The organism is Chitinophaga sp. MM2321 (genome assembly GCF_964033635.1).
Lineage (GTDB): Bacteria > Bacteroidota > Bacteroidia > Chitinophagales > Chitinophagaceae > Chitinophaga.
The window spans coordinates 2,454,941-2,472,528 of record NZ_OZ035533.1 but is presented as its reverse complement, the minus strand read 5'-3'; the positions used below and the strand labels follow the sequence as shown (position 1 = coordinate 2,472,528).

The 17,588-nt window shown below is 46.9% G+C and carries 14 protein-coding genes; 5 read left to right on the top strand and 9 right to left on the bottom strand.

The features are described 5' to 3' along the window. The first annotated feature begins 166 nt into the window (after positions 1-166). From ABQ275_RS09655 to ABQ275_RS09645, 3 genes are all read left to right on the top strand, one after another. Positions 167-424 carry a hypothetical protein gene (locus ABQ275_RS09655; RefSeq protein WP_349318083.1) on the top strand — a complete coding sequence of 86 codons (258 nt, stop codon included), beginning with the start codon at positions 167-169 and terminating at the stop codon, positions 422-424. 70 nt (positions 425-494) lie between these two features. Then, on the top strand, positions 495-1,109 hold the full coding sequence (locus ABQ275_RS09650; RefSeq protein ID WP_349318082.1) for a trimeric intracellular cation channel family protein: 615 nt from the start codon (positions 495-497) through the stop codon (positions 1,107-1,109). Positions 1,110-1,197: 88 nt separating this feature from the next. After that, positions 1,198-1,842, top strand: a complete 645-nt coding sequence (locus ABQ275_RS09645) for a MarC family protein (protein WP_349318081.1) — start codon at positions 1,198-1,200, stop codon at positions 1,840-1,842. Between the two features lie 409 nt (positions 1,843-2,251). Here ABQ275_RS09645 and ABQ275_RS09640 read toward each other — a convergent pair whose 3' ends face one another. From ABQ275_RS09640 to ABQ275_RS09625, 4 genes are all read right to left on the bottom strand, one after another. Next, complete coding sequence (locus tag ABQ275_RS09640) at positions 2,252-3,340, bottom strand: efflux RND transporter periplasmic adaptor subunit (RefSeq protein WP_349318080.1); 1,089 nt, start codon at positions 3,338-3,340, stop codon at positions 2,252-2,254. Positions 3,341-3,364: 24 nt separating this feature from the next. Next, entirely contained in the window at positions 3,365-6,559 is a 3,195-nt protein-coding gene (locus ABQ275_RS09635; protein WP_349318079.1) for an efflux RND transporter permease subunit, read from the bottom strand. A gap of 20 nt (positions 6,560-6,579) precedes the next feature. Then, positions 6,580-7,974 carry a TolC family protein gene (locus tag ABQ275_RS09630; RefSeq protein ID WP_349318078.1) on the bottom strand — a complete coding sequence of 465 codons (1,395 nt, stop codon included), beginning with the start codon at positions 7,972-7,974 and terminating at the stop codon, positions 6,580-6,582. A gap of 521 nt (positions 7,975-8,495) precedes the next feature. After that, positions 8,496-9,314 carry a hypothetical protein gene (locus ABQ275_RS09625; RefSeq protein ID WP_349318077.1) on the bottom strand — a complete coding sequence of 273 codons (819 nt, stop codon included), beginning with the start codon at positions 9,312-9,314 and terminating at the stop codon, positions 8,496-8,498. Between the two features lie 79 nt (positions 9,315-9,393). On the opposite strand from ABQ275_RS09625, the gene ABQ275_RS09620 reads away from it, so the two are divergent. Then, a complete protein-coding gene (locus ABQ275_RS09620; RefSeq protein ID WP_349318076.1) occupies positions 9,394-10,350 on the top strand; it encodes an aldo/keto reductase in 957 nt (318 codons plus the stop codon). Between the two features lie 117 nt (positions 10,351-10,467). On the opposite strand, the gene ABQ275_RS09615 is transcribed toward ABQ275_RS09620, so the two are convergent. From ABQ275_RS09615 to ABQ275_RS09600, 4 genes are all read right to left on the bottom strand, one after another. Then, the gene (locus ABQ275_RS09615; RefSeq protein WP_349318075.1) at positions 10,468-11,490 is read right to left on the bottom strand and encodes an outer membrane beta-barrel protein; all 1,023 of its coding nucleotides are present in this window, start codon (positions 11,488-11,490) and stop codon (positions 10,468-10,470) included. A 94-nt stretch (positions 11,491-11,584) separates the two neighbouring features. After that, entirely contained in the window at positions 11,585-12,811 is a 1,227-nt protein-coding gene (locus ABQ275_RS09610) for a hypothetical protein (RefSeq protein ID WP_349318074.1), read from the bottom strand. 52 nt (positions 12,812-12,863) lie between these two features. After that, complete coding sequence (locus tag ABQ275_RS09605; RefSeq protein ID WP_349318793.1) at positions 12,864-13,151, bottom strand: SelT/SelW/SelH family protein; 288 nt, start codon at positions 13,149-13,151, stop codon at positions 12,864-12,866. Positions 13,152-13,155: 4 nt separating this feature from the next. Next, the gene (locus ABQ275_RS09600; RefSeq protein ID WP_349318073.1) at positions 13,156-14,385 is read right to left on the bottom strand and encodes a TCR/Tet family MFS transporter; all 1,230 of its coding nucleotides are present in this window, start codon (positions 14,383-14,385) and stop codon (positions 13,156-13,158) included. Between the two features lie 228 nt (positions 14,386-14,613). Here ABQ275_RS09600 and ABQ275_RS09595 point away from each other — a divergent pair, with 228 nt between their 5' ends. Further along, on the top strand, positions 14,614-16,599 hold the full coding sequence (locus ABQ275_RS09595) for a tetratricopeptide repeat-containing sensor histidine kinase (protein WP_349318072.1): 1,986 nt from the start codon (positions 14,614-14,616) through the stop codon (positions 16,597-16,599). Here the strand turns inward: ABQ275_RS09595 and ABQ275_RS09590 are convergent, their stop codons facing one another. Next, positions 16,600-17,481, bottom strand: coding sequence for a mechanosensitive ion channel domain-containing protein (locus tag ABQ275_RS09590; RefSeq protein WP_349318071.1), 882 nt, complete (start codon positions 17,479-17,481; stop codon positions 16,600-16,602). It abuts the gene before it with no gap. Between the last annotated feature and the right edge of the window lie 107 nt (positions 17,482-17,588).

Genomic DNA, 17,588 nt, shown 5'->3' with positions numbered 1-17,588 from the left:
CTTTTTTGTTTTTTCCAAGAAATGTGGATAAAATGGTGGAAAGATTAAAAAAATATTATTTCTTTTTTCCTACTTTTATGACATCAATGACATTTATCTTATGAAAATCAGCTGATTAAACAGCTGTTACCAGTATTCTTTTGATCCTATAGAAAAACCATCAGTTATGATTCAGATAACCTTATCTTACAAAAACCGCGAAGTAATTCAATTCGAAGACTCGCTCCTTGCGCAAATTGCAGAGAATACAAGACGACTCCTCTGCGTGTTACTGGAAGACATCTATGACCTGGTAGCCAAAGAAAAAGGGCGTTTCCGTATCTATCTGGATCATCATCCAAAAATTGAAGTGGAAGGGTTCAGCAAAGGTCTGCGAGACAAGATAGAACGCACTTTACGCGGCGAATCAGCTTATGATTGTTAAACGACTGGCCATTCTTCCCTGGTAATTCCTTTATACTAATTATCTTAGCGCGGTAAATAATACAAGGGGAATGCAAATCACCTTTATCCAGCTACTGGAATTACTGGGCACTTTCGCATTTGCTGTTTCTGGTGCAACAGCTGCCATTAATAAATCGTACGATGTAATCGGATTACTGGCGTTGGCCTTCATTACAGCCATCGGTGGCGGAACTGTGCGCGATTTGCTGATCGGCGCTACACCTGTTGCCTGGATGAATGATGAACTGAGTAATACAGCGATCATTGTAGCGGCAATTATTGCCGCATTATTTTTCTCCTACGTAAAAAAATTACAACGATGGCTCAGCATTTTTGATGCGGTGGGCCTGGCTATGTTTACCATTACCGGTATCAACAAAGGTGTGGCAGCAGGTCTGCCCATACCTGTTTGTGTGGCGCTGGGTGTTATCACCGGCGCTTTCGGGGGCCTGATCCGGGATGTAATTACCGGCGAACAGCCCATCCTGTTTACCCGCGAAATATACGCCGCGGCTTCTATTGCAGGTGGCGTGATCTATCTCACAACCAGCACCTATACCTCATTGCCGCGGGATCTCGTACAAAGTATAGCCGTTACCGTTATAGTACTTATACGGCTGCTGAGCCTTCGTTACAACTGGCAGTTGCCACGCATGCGGGCATAACATTTCCGGCGTCGGGAGCTGCGGTTTAATTTCAGGCAGCACGACCGGTCGTATTAATTTAAATTAATAAATTTCCTATATTGCTGATATGATGTCCTTGTTCGATAACTACATTGGATTTGCCACCACCGTATTCATGGGGTTGCTGGCGATTGTGAATCCGATTTCCGCCATCCCTGTATTTATGGAGCTCACCTCCAATATGGACAAGAAAGCGAAGCGGAATATCGCTACCAAATCAGTGTTAATCGCTTTTAGTATCATCCTGGTGTTTAGTGTGGCCGGCAAGCTCATCTTCCACGTATTCGGCATTACCCTGGCGGCGCTCCGTGTTACCGGCGGCATCCTGGTATTTGTGATCGGTTATGAAATGCTCCGTGGAAAAAATGAGAAAATGCAGGGTGAGAAACTGGGCGACCAACCAGTAAAAGCAGACCAGGGCATCAGTGTGGCCATTACTCCGCTGGCGATGCCCCTCCTGGCCGGACCCGGCGCTATTACCACCGCCATGAGCTATTCTGCCGCAAAAGACATTACCCACCTCACCATCGTAATCGCCCTCTATGCCATTATCTGTTATATCACTTATCTCCTCTTCATCGCCGGAGAACGGATCGTGAAAGTAATCGGCAACAATGTAATGATGGTGATCACTAAAATGATGGGACTTATCCTGGCCGTAATCGGCGTACAGATGCTGGCGCTTGGCCTGCAGGAGTTGTTCAACTTCTAAATTTTATTTCTTCGCAACAATTTTAAATCGTTTCGTGTTAATTAGAAGAAGCGAACTAAATATTCATTGACTTAGCTATCACAATTATATATAGAATACCATTACCCAGGCTACCGGTAGCCTTTTAATAGCGAACAAATGTAAAGTAATCTAATATACAATCCATTCATCTTATTCCCGGTTAACAGCAGGTCACGTTGCTTCAACGTGTGCCTGTTTTTTCCCTTTCAGGATACATTTTTTTAGTTGAACAACAGGTAAAATCCGTTATTGATTACTAGGTGGATATTACCGTTCCTTTTATTTAATAGGGACAAAAGAAATCAATATAGACGGAACAGTTAGCAAAAGCCGTCCCGAATCTTCGGGACGGTATGTATAATCAAATCCGGGGCCGGAAACCAGCACCCTAGTTAATCAAAATGTTTTCCTTTATTTCATCTGTGGCATTTACTACTACCCGGTCGTTGACCTGCAGGTCGCCGAATACTTCTGTAGAATCGTTGTGGTGGTTACCTTCCTGTATATCCACCCATTTTGTATGATGATCTTTTACCACTATTACATATTTTTTTTCTGTAGACATAACCACCGCGGAGGAAGGTACCACCATTGCTGTGGCGGAACCATTCAATGGCAGTGTGATCTCTGCATACATACCTGGTTTGAGTAATTGTTTACCATTTTGTACATCTATTTCCACAGCTTCCGAACGAAACTTATCATTCAGGGTACCGGCCTTCCTGGAAATGTTTCCCTTAAACTCCTCTCCCGGCAAGGCATTCACACCAAAACGGACAGCCGATTGTTTCAGAAGTTGCCCGCTGTACATTTCAGGTACCTGTACGATCAGCCTGAGCTTATCTTCCTGTTCCAGCATGAGCATGGGCGTGTCGTCTGTTTTGGTGTCGGGCCCTACCAGCGCACCAGGATGAATATTGCGCTCTGTGATCACGCCATCAAAAGGAGCGGTGACGGTGAGATAGCTGCGCATCACTTCCTGCGCTTTCAGATTGGCTTCCTCGCTGTTCATCAGGGCGCTGTCTCCCAGCATGCGGGCTTTGGCCAGCTCCAGGTCATGTGCAGAGATGGTACCCGGCGTTTCGCTGGTGGCGACGGTGCGCTCGTAATTGTCTTTGCTCCCTGCGTACATAGCAGCTGCCTGTAAATATTTGGACTGGGCTGCATAGTACTGCTGTGCTACTTCCGGCGCTTCCAGTACCAGTAACACCTCTCCTTTTTTTACACGGGAACCTCTGTCTACCGTAATATTTTTCACAAAACCATTCACTCTCGGATATATACTCACCTTCTGAAAAGCGGCCAGTGCGCCCGGTAGCCGGATGCTCCCGGCCAGTGGTTGTTGCACAACACGCGCAAAAGTGAAGGACTGATCTTTGATCGTTGTTTCCGGCTGCTTGGGAGCAGCGGCACTATTGCAGGCTGCTGTGGAAATAACAGCGCCCGCCAGGAGTAAGTGGATTTTATAATATTTCATTTGTTATATTTTTAAATTGAATTATTAAATATCAGTTGGCATTAAAGAAGGAGAATGCAGATCTGCCTTTCGTTGTATCCTTCCGTATACCAATGGTAAAATGAGCAACGCGGCAAATGTTGAAGCAACCAGTCCGCCAATCACTGCACGTCCCAGCGGGGCAGTCTGATCACCTGCTTCTCCCAGCCCCGTGGCCATCGGGATCATACCGGCTATCATTGCCAGGCTGGTCATCAGGATAGGCCGCAGCCGGATGCCGGCGCTGACCACAGCGGCCTTGCGTGCATCTTTGTATTCAATACGCAGTTTTTCCGCATTGGTAACAATCAGGATGGCGTTGGCTACCGATACCCCGGTAGACATGATCATGCCCATATATGATTGCAGGTTTAAAGTAGCACCGGTAAACAGCAATGCCAGCAAAGCCCCGGCGATCACTGCGGGCACTGTGGTAAGCACTACCAGCGATAATTTAAAAGACTGATAGTTGGCTGCCAGCAACAGGAAAATCACGACCACCGCAATGGCCAGTCCATTCTGCAGACTGCCCAGTGTTTCCACCAGTAAGCTGGAAGCGCCCTTCAGTTCTACGATCACGCCTTTAGGCGGTGTACCTGCGGCTGCCACCACCTCCTGCACTGCTTTGGTAGCAGCGCCCAGATCTGTCCCGGAAATGTTGGCACTAACGGTAACGAACCTACGTGGTCCGGCACGGTCAATTTGTCCCGGCATCCTGCCGGTAGTAAAAGTGGCTACATCGGCCAGCACAGGCCGGGAGCGGCCGGGCAGCAAAGGAATTTCTTTCAGATCATTGATAGCGGTCATACTATACTCCGGCACCTGTACCTGCACCTGGTAGGTATAGGCCACTTTTTCATCGAGCCACTGGTTCTTTTCCGTAAAGCGGCTGGAAGAAGTAGATGCCGTAACAGAGCGGGCCACCTGGTAAATATTCAATCCCATCTGCGCCAGTTTCAACCGGTCGATCTCTATATTGATCACCGGGAAATTCAGTGGCTGCGCTATCTGCACGTCCCGCAGGAAAGGTATTTTACGGAGATGATCAACGAGATTGGTAGCAAAACCGGCAATCTGTTCCAGGTCTTTTCCCGCTACGCGCAGCTCTATAGGCGTACTGGCGCCCTGGCTCATAATTTTTTCTGTGAGATCAATAGGCTCGAATGAAATACGCAGGTCGGGTATCTTCGCTGCAATATTCTTCCTGAGCTTATCTTTCAGCGATTCTATATCTACCTTATAATCTTCATCCAGATTTACCTGCAACACTGCTTCATGCGTACCACTGTTAAAAATATACAGGTTACTGGTGCCGTAACTGCTGGGGATAAGTCCCACATAAGCAGAGCTGATGGCCACATGCCCCTCCACCGTGCTGTCGATAATACCCAGCACTTCATGCAACTTAGCTTCCGTGCGCTCCAGGCGGGTACCGTCGGGTGCGCGTAAACGCAGCTGGAACTGGCCAGTATTGACATGCGGCATCAGGTCCTTCCCTATCCACAGGTAGCAACCGCCGGCCAGCAGTAAAGCTCCCACCACATAAACGGCCACGATGATACCGGATCTTTTCATACCGCTTTCCAGCACGCGCATAAACCGTAACTTGAAACGCTCAAAGAAACCATTGTTAACCGGGTGTTCCTGTTGATGCGCCAGGTGTTCATCTACCTCAGCTATTTCTTCTTTATCCAATGCCAGCCCTGCATGCATATGCTGGTATTTATCTGCTTTCAGCCACCAGTTCGAAATAACAGGCACCAGTGTTTGCGCAGCAAAAAATGATGCGATCATCGCAAAACCAATGGACAGCGACAAAGGCAGGAACATAGCGCGGGGCACGCCCGTCATAATAAAAGAAGGTGCAAAAACAGCGAGAATACAAAGCAGGATCAATAACAACGGGAAGGCTATTTCTTCACATGCATCATAAATTGCCCGCCGGATTGGTTTCCCCATTTCCAGGTGCTGGTGAATATTTTCAATGGTAACGGTAGCCTGGTCTACCAAAATCCCAATGGCAAGCGACAACCCGCTCAACGTCATCAGGTTGATGGTTTGTCCTGCCATCTTCAGCCCTAATACGGCGCAGAGGATCGCCACCGGAATGGTCACCACCACTACCAGGCAACTGCGCAGGTCGCGCAGGAACAACAGCACCATTAAACCGGTGAGTAATGCACCCAGCAATCCTTCTGTGACCAGGCTTTTCACGGCATTGATCACAAATATGGACTGGTCAAATTCATAAGAAACCTTTACATCATCGGGCAACAGGCTTTGCATTTCCGGCAGCCGCGCCTTTAGCAGCTTCACCACTTCCCAGGTGGAAGCCGTGGCAGTTTTAACGATAGGAATATATACAGAACGTTTTCCGTTGATCAATGCATAATCCACTGTAACATCGGCGGCATCCGCTACCCTGGCCACATCGCGGACAAACACCGTGGAGTTGCCATTGGTTACGATAGGAATATCCGCAAAATCAGTCACCTTCTTTTCCAGTGAGTTGATCGTAGTCACATACATGGTGTTATTGATGCGGATGTTGCCGGAAGGTGTCATCACATTATTTTTTGCGATGGCCTCTACCACCTGGTCGGCGGAGAGATTGAAGCTGCGCAGCTTCTTCGGGTCTACATTCACCACCACCGAACGTGAGTTGGCGCCAAAAGGTGGCGGCGCCGATAATCCCGGAACAGATGCAAACATTGGCCTGATACGGGTTGCAGCCAGGTCATATATTTCCTTCAGGGATTTATTGGGACTGCTGAACACCAGCTGCCCCACCGGCAACGACGAGGCATCAAAGCGTAATACCTGTGGTGGCAATGCTCCCGGCGGAAAAAACTTCATCGCACGGTTTACCTGCAAAGCCACCTGGGCAGAAGCTTCCGCCATATCCGTATTTTCATAAAAGGATAACTTTAATAACGTTAACCCCTGTATGTTTTTAGTTGAGATATTCTTTACACCATTTACATACAGGAACTGATCCTGTAGCCGTGTGGCAAAAAAACCTTCCATCTGCTGCGGCGACATGCCCCCGTAAGGTTCTATCACGTAGATAGTAGGCAGGTTTAACTGCGGAAAAATATCGATGGGAATCTTTAAAACAGACAGCAACGAAAAAAGCAGCATCCCACCGGTGATCACCACCACCGTGATGGGCTTTTTTAAGGCTGAAGAAACTAATGACATAGAAAAAAATTTATGAGCGGCTAAAAGCTGTTTAACAATTGTGTCAACGTGTTACCGGCATATGCTGCCCTGAAGAGTGCTTTCCACGCTTCATCGCGCGCCTGCACCACATCTGTTTCCGCCCTGTTGAGCACAAACAAGGCGTTTGTCACTTCAATGATATTGGTAAGGCCGCCTTTATACAGGGCCATCTTCTGCGCTGCTGCGGCATGCGCCGCATTTAACTGCAAGGGCAGCTCGCGTAGTTTATCCCTTGACGTTAGTATGTCTGATTGCGCCTGTTCGTAGATCGTCTGCAATACGGTGCGGGAAGTTTCCAGTTGTTGAGCAGCCGCAGCTGATTTAAATTGCTGCACGGCCAACTTTTCATGCGTACGTTTCAGGTCTGTAACATTCCAGGTAATGCCCAGGCCCAGCAGGTAGTTATATCTTTTATAACCCAATCCGCTAAACAGGTTCTTGTCATATATGTCGTTGAAAGAGCCGCTGGAGCCACGCATCCATCCCGCAGCCATGAGGTTTACTTTCGGTAGCTGCTGTTTCTTTACCACCTGTTCCTGCGCACGTTGGCGGAGATACAAGGCATCATAGTACTGTAGCATGGGATGCGCGCTGTTGTCCGTAGTGAAGTGGCCATCAAGTAAGGCCGGCAGTTCTGCCGCATTACCGATGGCTGGCTTTACCTGCGCCGTATCCAGTCCTGTAAGTCCCGCCAGTTCAATGCGTACCTGGTTATAGCGGTTCGCTACTTCCAGCAGGTTTAGCCGGGCCTTTGATAATTCGGCGGCGGCCACGGCGCTGTCTACACCCGGCTTAAGCCCGTGCAATACAATAGCGGTTACCGCATGCAATACTTCTGCGGTCCGTTTAATATTATCTGACTGGATACTTTTAAGTTCGTGTAGCCGTAACAGTTCGAGGTAACGTTGAATTACATTTACCGTTAGCTGGTTGGTTGTATTATCAAGATCGGTTTTGTTCACCCGCAATGCCTGTTGCGATTCTTTTTGCTGGCTGGTATAGCCGCCAAAGTTATAGATTTCCCATTGCATGGCCGCCATGGCGATATTGCCGCTCATCAGCGCACTGTTATTTTCATCACGGATACCACCGGAGGTGGAAGGGATCATCCCCATTGTAAAATAGGATCCGTAAATACTATTGTCGGTACCTGCATCTATCTGTTCATGTAGTTTTAAAGCCGGATACCAGTTATGCTTTACATCTGTAACGTTGGCCTGTCCTGCATTTACGAGCGCCTGTTTTGCTTTTACTGCCGGGTAATGCGCCAATGTAAGTGCAATGGCTTCCCGCAGTGAAAGGCTATCCACTGCTGATTGGGCGAATAAGGAAGTGATGGGTATTAAGCATAGCAATACCGCATACCTCTTCTTCGCAGAAATATGTATACGCATAAATCGCTGAAAAGATTTGTAAGAAATAAAATTAAAAGAGGGGGAATCAGGCCGTGGGCGGGCCTCTCCAACTTCTAAGCGGTATAGGAACGCTCAAGTAAGGATTGCAATGGTAACCGGTGGATGTATGTGTCTCACAAACAAAACAATCGCGTACGGCTGTATAAAAAACAGGACAAACCCTGTTGTGATAATCGTTTAATCCAACAGGACGGCGTTTGAGTTTTTTGATGGTCTCCTTATAAAAGGGCGCCTGGGATGCATGCGCGGGATAACTTTTTGCGATGGTATATCCGTCTGCGTTATGTGACGCAGGTATCGCCTTCTCCGCTTTTTGCGGGAGAAAAAAAATAGTAAACAACACAAGGCATAAGTGCCGGAAGAATTTCACGGGCATCAGATTATAGCATCCTTATTATAGCATCCAATTATAATCGCACTAAGATATTCAAATGATAGCTGGTTAAGAGAATAACCATCAACATTTTAATGAAATTTTAATGCATACAATTCCCAAGATATTAAAAAAAACAAATAAGACAAAGCTCTTCCATTTTTAACATGGCGTTCGCAAGACGGTGGTCCTGCATATACAAACAGGTGAAGGTCTGGTATTCATCCAGCGAGGGGCCCACCGCTACTACTTTGAGTTCGTAGTCTTCCAGTTGCAGGTTTACAAAATCGAGCAGTGCTTTTGCAAAATCATCTGCTGCTATCATCTCCTCATATTCTTCTGCAGCAGGTACTTCCAGCGTTATGCCCATTGTTTGCAACGGCGTGAGTTCATTCAATGCAAACATACCCGTATCCGCCAGATCCTGCCACTCAAATTCGGCCAGGTTACCCGTATTCTGCAAGGCCACCTGGAGCTCGTCCCATACCGCCATTACAGTGGGAGGCACTATCTCCGGCAGGTTGCTGATCTGTTCTTCCGCATCATCTTCATTGAAAATATCCAGGTATAACTGAGCCAGGGGTTCACGGGCATTACCAAGACTGCGCAGCTTTTCCAGTGTCTTTAGTTCCTGTATCAGCAGGTCCCAGCGCAGCGATAATTCCACGGCATCTTCTTCATTCATCTCATCCGCGATCAGCACGGCCTGATCGTGCAGCTTATAATTATCCAGTCGATTCTTTTTGATATGCAGTCCGGGTCCTGCAAAGGAAAGTTCATAAGAGGCACAATTCAGGAATGAAGTGCCTATCAGGACCTTGTCCTTAAATATTTCATGGACCACGCTTTCTTTGGTGTCTATATGCGAATACCCGCTATCCTGGCCGTATGTATCCGTTAACCAAATAAAATCTTCGCGTGAAATACTCCGAACCTGCTTTTGCATAAAATAGATAATAAAGCACAAAAGTAACTAAATTCGATGTGGGATAATAATTGACAGAAGAATCATTAAAAAAACGATTATGGAAAAAAGAAAACTGGGAAGATCAGGGCTGGAAGTAGCCCCACTCGCCTTTGGCGGCAATGTATTCGGCTGGTCAGCAGATGAACCGGCCTCTTTTACCCTCCTCGATGAATTCCTGGCTACAGGGTTCAACCTGGTAGATACTGCAGATGTTTACTCCCGCTGGGTTACCGGCAATAAAGGAGGTGAATCGGAAACGATCATCGGTAAATGGATGAAACAACGCGGCAACCGCAACCAGGTGATAGTAGCCACGAAAGGTGGTGGTGACATGGGTTTGGGCGATGGAAAGAATATCACCAAAGCCTATATTTTAAAAGCCGTGGAAGATTCGCTTAAACGCCTGCAAACGGATTATATCGATCTGTATCAAACACATTACGACAACGAAGCCACACCGGTGGAAGAAACGCTGGAAGCTTATGCCATATTGGTAAAAGCCGGTAAGATAAGGGCTATCGGCGCTTCCAATATGAAAGCAGCCCGGCTGCTGGAAAGTTTAAATGCCAGCGAAAAAAATGGCTACCCGCGTTACGAAACTTTTCAACCTGAATATAACCTGTACGACCGGGAGCGTTATGAAAAGGAGTATGCAGCTATCTGTGAGCAACACCAACTCGGCGTGATCAACTTTTATGCACTCGCCAGTGGTTTCCTCAGCGGCAAATACCGCACAGCAGCTGATGCCACCAAAAGCAGCGCACGCGGACAAAAAGCACTGAGCTATCTCAATGAAAGAGGATTGCGTATCCTGGCGGCGCTTGATAAAGTAGCCGCACAATACAACAGCACGCCGGCAGGTATTTCCCTGGCATGGCTGCTTACACGTCCTGCAATAGCGGCGCCTATTGCCAGTGCTACCAGCAAGGCACAGTTGCATGAACTAACCCATGGTGTGAGCCTGCAACTCGATGCAGCAGCAGTCGAATTACTGAATGAAGCCAGTAAATATTAATTTAGGGATTTTTTGATTTACGAATTTAGGGATTTGAAATGCAGCAAAGATAACCACGTAGGTCTCCGCTGCATTTCAAATCCCTAAATTCGTAAATCAAAAAATCCCTAAATATTATTATAGCCTGAATTTCAACCCTGCATTCAGTCCAAGTCCACCAATATTAATGTATGACTTGAGATCATTGGAAGCCTCATTATCGTTTTTATAAAATGTTTTAGTGCCACTCTCATTAATTTCCGTGTTCGAATTCTTATCCAGTGTAGTAACGTATATCGTATTCTTTTCTGCTACGCTGAGATCACCAAGAGAGCGGCCCGGCAAGTCCTGAATCTTGTCACCGGTGGTACCATTCACAAGTGTATGCGCTTCCTCATACGTGGTGATTTCCTTCTCTTTGCTCTTTACCGGTACATTGCGGTATTCTGCTTCTACAAAAATATCAAAGCGGGGTGACACATTGAAAGAGACACCCAACGCTCCCTGGAAACCGATAGTAGGATTGGGTTTGATCTCTTCCTTCCGGTGAATGGTTGTTTGTATCATAGCGCCGGGTACCGGGATGGATGGCGGTGGTGCAGACAATTGATAGGCGTCTGTTTCAATATACAGCCGTCCCCATAATGGTACTACCACCCCAAAGCGAACGTAAGGATTTACTTTTTCCATACCCGGGCTGAGCACCAGGCTGGGCGCAAAGTCAATTGCATTTACATAGCCATGGGATTCCACACCGCCCAATTCTTTTCCGGAACCAACTATTGTGGTGAGGTTGCGGGTCATCAGGTTTTTTTTGCTGTGGAAGTAGTTGAATGTTCCTTCTACCGCCATGTACTTATTGATGTTGTAACCAACAGACAAACCACCCCTTACTCCTTCTCCATAAGAGCCGGTGAGTACTTTTCTGCTCAGTGTATCCAGCGGGTTAGCGTTGGTAGGGTTATACTCCGTGTGCAGGTCCTGCGGCGGGTATGGGCCAACATTGGGGAACTGTCCCGGTGACACGCTAAAAAAATAGCCACCGCCGATTTTGAGATAAAATTTTGAATGTGGAGCTGATGAAGAATGGTCCTGGGCCTGGAGGCTTCCTGAAATTGCCAATGCAAGCATAGCTGCAGAAAGCAGGAAAGGTTTTTTCATATGCAATGGTTTTGGTGAGCGGTAAACAAAACGGGTAACAATCTATAGGAAGTTACCCAATTATTGCCATATGGCAAGCACCAAAACCCATGCCCTAAAACGCTTCCGCGAGTGACAAATAAAGCCCTTTCTGCCGTGATTCACCACTACGTTTCTCCCCTACGGCATAGTCTATACGAATAGTAAGCCGGGCGCCTTCATCATAGAAATAACGGATACCGGCGCCATATCCCGGCTTAAAGCCAGCGAAGCGGAAATCGTGGTTACTGAATACCGTACCGGTCCCTGCAAACGCTGCCAGGGCAAACTTGGGCTTCACATCCAGGAACCATATATGAACCCGTATTTTCGGATCAATAAAGTAGCGGTATTCTGTTTGTGCCGCGAGGTAGTTCTGATCGCGGTACCGGCCACTGTAATACCCCCGCATGATAAGATCATTCCCCATTTCAGGAAGGAGATAAAACGGCAGTTGATTGCCTTGCAGGCTGTTCAGGATACCATTGAAACCCAGTGTGCTTTTAGGCGACAAGGAAATAAAATGTGCGCCCTGCGCTTCCAGTTTAAACAGCGGATGCGAGCTGATGAAAGCAGGTGCATACGCTGCATTCAGCTTCAGCCACCAGCCACGGCGGGTATAGTTCTGGTTATCGCGGTTATCAAAAATGCCGGTAAGGCCCAGGAAAGTTACATGTCCGCCTTCCTTGTCTGTAAGGGACATCGTATTGTAAATGCCTTTGTTGTCACTACTGCTGTAGGCATCGTTCTGATAAAGAATGGAAGCGCCGGCATAAAAGTGTCCGGAGATGCGCCGTTCGCCCTCCAGCTGTACTTTATACCGGATATTGCTTAACAACGAACGGTCACTGTGGTGGGTGGCATCACCGATTCCAAAAAAGTAAATAGGATAATTATGATAGCGCAGATTACCCTTATAATGCCAGGTGTTACCACTGGTCCATATATTGGCTTTCAGGTCTACCTTGAATTGATTTTCAGTGGTCAGGGATGGGATCAGGTTAAGCGTAGAGTTGCGCGTAGTGGGGTCAGGGTACCTGTTATCCGTATAAAAGGAATACAGCATCGCTGCCCCTATCTCCAATCCTTTCTCCTGGGAATATCCCAGTACAGGCAATGGAAAAAAACTGCGCCTGCGTAAGGGTAAACTATCATATATACCTTCGGGTGAGGCGTCCGCTACTGCAATACTATCGTGTGTGTCTTGTGGCGACACACCAGCCTTTGAAACGCTATCCTGTTGAGCTTTTGCACCGGCCGTTAATAAAATAAAGGCCGCTGTGATCCTGACTATCTTACACATAGGCTGCAAATGTAAGTGTAAAAGCGGAAAATCAACCCGGTGCCAGGCTGGTTTATACCCTGTCAGAATGCCCCAGGCTTTTCTCCGGATTTACCACATCGCGGACCAGTTGTTTCAGTATTTTGATCTCCGGAAAATGACCAGCTTCTTTTCGGTCAAATATTTTTTCTCCGTTGAGATAAATGATATAGCTACCGCCAACCTCGCTGGGACGCAAGGTTACACCGCCCAGGTCGTCAGTAAAAGTAGTGAGCAGTTCCTGCGCCATGTAGGCTGCACGCAGCAGCCAGCCACATTTCGGACAATATTCAATCGTAATAACAGGTTTCATGATTAAAATGATTTTATTTATTGGCTTTCGCAAATTTAAATCCTGACAAAGAAATAGCGGCTAAGATCATACCGGCAAATAACAGTACACTACCGGCAATAAAAGGAGCGCCCGGAAAATAAACGATGGCACCCGCCTGGGTAAACCAGGTAAACATATTAGTCATTAACAAGGGACCTACCACCATGGTTAAACTGATCAGACTTGTGAGTGCCCCCTGTAATTCTCCCTGTTCATTGGCCGGTACCTGGTTGCTCATGATACCCTGTAATGCAGGACCACAGATACCTCCCAGGCAATAAGGCACCAGGAAAAGAAACATCATCCAACCTTCAGTGGCAAAGGCAAAGAGTATATAACCCACCGTATAAAAGAGCAAACCAAGGATCACGGATTTTTTTTGCCCGATCTTCGGGATAATGATACGGATCAGCCCACCCTGTACTATGGCGACCAACAGCCCCACAAACATCAGGGAATAGCCTACCCAGCTTTCATTCCAGCTAAATTTTTCCATGGTATAAAAGTTCCAGGTGGATTGCACCGCATAACCCGCCACATACACCAGGATAAGAGAGATCACCAGTCCTGCTATTACCGGGTACCTGCGCAGGTGCGTGAGTGAACCCACCGGATTTGCGCGTCTTATATCGAAAGAACGGCGGTTTTCCGGCAATAACGATTCCGGCAGTACGAAGAAGCCATAAAGGAAATTCAGGAAACTCAGTGCGGCAGCCGCGATAAAAGGGGCACGCGGTCCCCAGTGGCTCAACACGCCACCCAGTCCGGGTCCTATAATGAAGCCCAGCCCAAAGGCCACGCCAATCATACCAAAATTCTGCGAGCGTTTTTCAGGGGTGCTGATATCAGCAATGTAAGCGGTAGCAGTACTCATGCTGGCGCCGGTGATACCCGCTATAATCCTTCCCACAAACAACAGGGCGATATTAGGCGCAATTGCCAGGAAGATATAGTCCAGGCAAAAGCCCATCAGAGAACACAGCAATACCGGTCTTCTGCCATAGCGGTCACTTAAAGCGCCCACTACCGGCGACAAGATAAACTGGGTAATGGCATAAGCAAATGTAAGCCAGCCTGCATACCGGGAAGCACCACTCAAGCCTTCCCCTGTAAGTTGTTCTATCAGTTTGGGCATTACCGGTATAATAATGCCGAAACCAATGACATCTATCAGGAGGGTGATGAAAATAAAGCCTAGCGCAGCACTTCTTTTAACGGTCATAAAAGTGAAAAATTTTCGGAAAGATACAACGGTATTTGAATTTAGCTGGTCCTAACACAAAAATCACACGCCTCAGACCACTTTTTCTCTGCCGATCTTTTGAATCGTCACACATAATCTATATTTTTATGCAATATTAAAGTAGACCGCCCCCTAAACGCTCTACAATGTCACCGCCAACAATTTACCACTATGCAGCCGGCCATACCTTTGAAGAGATATGTTTTTATGACGCTCTACCTATTGCTGCTATCGCCTGTGGCCATGGCGCAACAACAGCGGGCCGACAGCTTGCTGCAAACACTTGCTGCTCACGTAAAGAAAGATACGGTGCGGATAAATCTGTTAAATCAGGCTTCAAGACTCTATTTTACGCGTGATGCCACCGTGTCACAGCAATATGCCCGGGAAGCATTATCACTGAGCGACAGCCTCCACTATACCAAAGGAAAAATATGGGCTACCCGCAACCTCGCACTGGTGGAGAATACCAAAGGTAACCTTGATAAACAAATGCAGCTCACCGTCTCCGCACTGGAGTTGGCGGAAACAATGGGCGACCTGGCTACCCTCGGCATCCTTAACAATGATATCGGTAATATCTTTACAGAGCAGAATAGTCCGAGAGATGCGCTGATCTACCTCCGGAAATCATTACGGATAAAACAACAACTACATCAGCTCGCAGAAACGGGTAAAACCCTGAACAATATCGGATCTGCCTACATATCTCTCCAACTGCCGGATTCAGCCCTTCACTATCTCCATAAAGCAGAGAAAATAAAACTTGAACTGAATGACCAGCAAGGACTGGCCTATACTTATGAAAACATGGGCATCGTTGCCATGTTGCAGCATCATTACGAAGAAGCCCTCCGTTACCACCAGTTGTCTGCCGCCTATTATAAAGCAGCAGGTAATTTACCCGGACTCACCAAAGCAAGTCTTAATCTCGCAGAAATACAGACGCTGCTGGGAGATATGAAGAATGCAGAAAGAAATTTAAGTGCCGCAAAAGAGATCAATGCGAAGCTGGGCAATGTAAAAAATGAGATGATCTATTACAAGATCCGCTATAAGCTGGATTCTTCCCGGCATGACTATGCTGCTGCGTTACTGAACTACCAGGAATACAGCGGGCGTAACATGGATTTTTTCAACGTAGAAAAAAGCAGGCAGATCACCAAGTCACAGATGAAATATGAGTCTGAAAAAAAGCAACAGGAGAATGTAATGCTCAAAAAGGAGCAACAGCTACACCTGGCTACCATTCAGCAACAACGGGTACTGGTATGGTCCGGCGCTTCCCTGTTCCTCGCGCTGTTGCTGATCACCGCCATCGTATACCGCCTGTATAAACAGCAACAGGAACTCTATGCACAACTCAACAGCAAGAACCAGGAAGTATCGTTACAGAATCATATTATCCTGGAACAAAATGCTACCCTGGAAAACCTCAACCAGGTAAAAGATAAAGTCTTCTCCGTGATATCGCACGATCTGCGCTCTCCCCTGGCTATCCTGGAAGGATTGCTCTTTTTATTGCGGGATGAAAAGATTGATGCCGCCCAATTCCGTTTTTATTCGGATGAATTATGGAGAGATGTAAAAAATACCGCCTACATGATGGATAATATGCTGCAATGGGCCAGCAATCAGATGAAAGGGATCAGTGTTAAAGCGGATGATTTTGATCTTACCCTCCTGCTCAACCAGGAATTTGAGTTGCTTCAGACCCTGGCACGCCAGAAAGAGGTGAAACTTGCTCATGAGCTGAATAACACCATTGGCGTATATGCCGACCCCGACATGATAAGGCTGGTGCTCCGTAACCTGATCAATAATGCCATTAAATTTACACCCGGCAGCGGCGAAATTGTGATCGCAGCCCGGCAGGATAAAGAAATGATAGAGATCACTGTCAGGGATAATGGTACCGGTATTCCACCGGAAGACCAACACCGCATTTTCTCCAACATCTACTACTCTACCACCGGTACGCGTAACGAAAAAGGTTGTGGATTAGGTTTACATCTCTCCAAAGATTTTGTAGAACGTAATAATGGCCGGATCTGGTTCCACAGCACCCCTGGTAATGGCAGCAGCTTTTACTTTACATTACCGTTATCTGAAGAACACGATGCTAACGCCCGCGGCTATACGGTAGTACTACAGGAACATCCTGTAAATGGCATGAGTGTATTAAGAAAATAACTACTCCACCCCTTCCGCCAGCGCGATGATCTCTGTATTGAGGGCGCGTTTGATGCTGCGTTCCGTAGTTTTATCCGCATGCGGTAACAGCAGCTGGATTTTAAACTGTACAAAATCCTTCTTGATTTCTATAATTTTCAGGGAAAAACTATCCGGGGTATAACTGGATTCGAACGCTGCTATCGAATGGCGCAACCGCTCTTCCAGCACTTCCAGGGTAAAGGAACGCTTGTGATCCAGCTCAAACTCGATGGTCATCTTTTTGATATTCTGTTTCGACTGGTTCAGCACAATAGCCGTAAAGATAACCGAGTTGGGCACAATCACCAGGTCATCGTCTTCATTCTGTAATACAACGTTGATCAGAGTGATATCCATAACCCTGCCTTTGTATTCCCCTATCCGTACCTGGTCACCCAGTGACAACTGATCGGAGAACATAATGATCAGTCCATTGATCATATTGGCAATATAATCCTTGGTAAGTAAGGCGATGGCCGCCGCAACGATGGTGATACTGGTAACTAGCTGCAAGAGGTCTTTCCCGAAAAAAATGGGGATGGCCAGCAGAAAAAAGATGGTATTGAGGACAGAAGTTATCCGGTTGATCCCCAGCACAAAATTGTCCTTTTCAATAGGCTTTGTACGATGGCGGCGGGTATACCAAGACAATATTACCAGCCAGGCAATGGATATAATCAGGTTGGCACCGAGGAAAAAAGACAACGCATTGGTGATTTTAAACAGCCAGCCGAATTTATTGTAGAAAGGGGGATGTTCCAGGTTAAAAAACACGATACCAGCGTATACCAGCAGTTTTACCAGGAAAATGATCCGCTCCCTGCGGTTTGCATTCTTATAGGTTTTGTCAGTTACCATCATAGCTTTTCAGCGTACTTTCTTGCAAAAGTACAATGGTAGATTGTTTTTTTATCAAAAAAGCTTATTTTCGTTCTTCCAGTCTTATTTATTCCTGCCAGCTATAACCA

Bases quoted from the DNA above. Each gene is read 5' to 3' on its own strand.
- ABQ275_RS09630 (WP_349318078.1), bottom strand. From the start codon at position 7,974: ATGCGTATACATATTTCTGCGAAGAAGAGGTATGCGGTATTGCTATGC.
- ABQ275_RS09615 (WP_349318075.1), bottom strand. From the start codon at position 11,490: ATGAAAAAACCTTTCCTGCTTTCTGCAGCTATGCTTGCATTGGCAATT.
- ABQ275_RS09640 (WP_349318080.1), bottom strand. From the start codon at position 3,340: ATGAAATATTATAAAATCCACTTACTCCTGGCGGGCGCTGTTATTTCC.
- ABQ275_RS09625 (WP_349318077.1), bottom strand. From the start codon at position 9,314: ATGCAAAAGCAGGTTCGGAGTATTTCACGCGAAGATTTTATTTGGTTA.
- ABQ275_RS09645 (WP_349318081.1), top strand. From the start codon at position 1,198: ATGATGTCCTTGTTCGATAACTACATTGGATTTGCCACCACCGTATTC.
- ABQ275_RS09595 (WP_349318072.1), top strand. From the start codon at position 14,614: ATGACGCTCTACCTATTGCTGCTATCGCCTGTGGCCATGGCGCAACAA.
- ABQ275_RS09635 (WP_349318079.1), bottom strand. From the start codon at position 6,559: ATGTCATTAGTTTCTTCAGCCTTAAAAAAGCCCATCACGGTGGTGGTG.
- ABQ275_RS09590 (WP_349318071.1), bottom strand. From the start codon at position 17,481: ATGATGGTAACTGACAAAACCTATAAGAATGCAAACCGCAGGGAGCGG.
- ABQ275_RS09655 (WP_349318083.1), top strand. From the start codon at position 167: ATGATTCAGATAACCTTATCTTACAAAAACCGCGAAGTAATTCAATTC.
- ABQ275_RS09610 (WP_349318074.1), bottom strand. From the start codon at position 12,811: ATGTGTAAGATAGTCAGGATCACAGCGGCCTTTATTTTATTAACGGCC.
- ABQ275_RS09600 (WP_349318073.1), bottom strand. From the start codon at position 14,385: ATGACCGTTAAAAGAAGTGCTGCGCTAGGCTTTATTTTCATCACCCTC.
- ABQ275_RS09650 (WP_349318082.1), top strand. From the start codon at position 495: ATGCAAATCACCTTTATCCAGCTACTGGAATTACTGGGCACTTTCGCA.
- ABQ275_RS09620 (WP_349318076.1), top strand. From the start codon at position 9,394: ATGGAAAAAAGAAAACTGGGAAGATCAGGGCTGGAAGTAGCCCCACTC.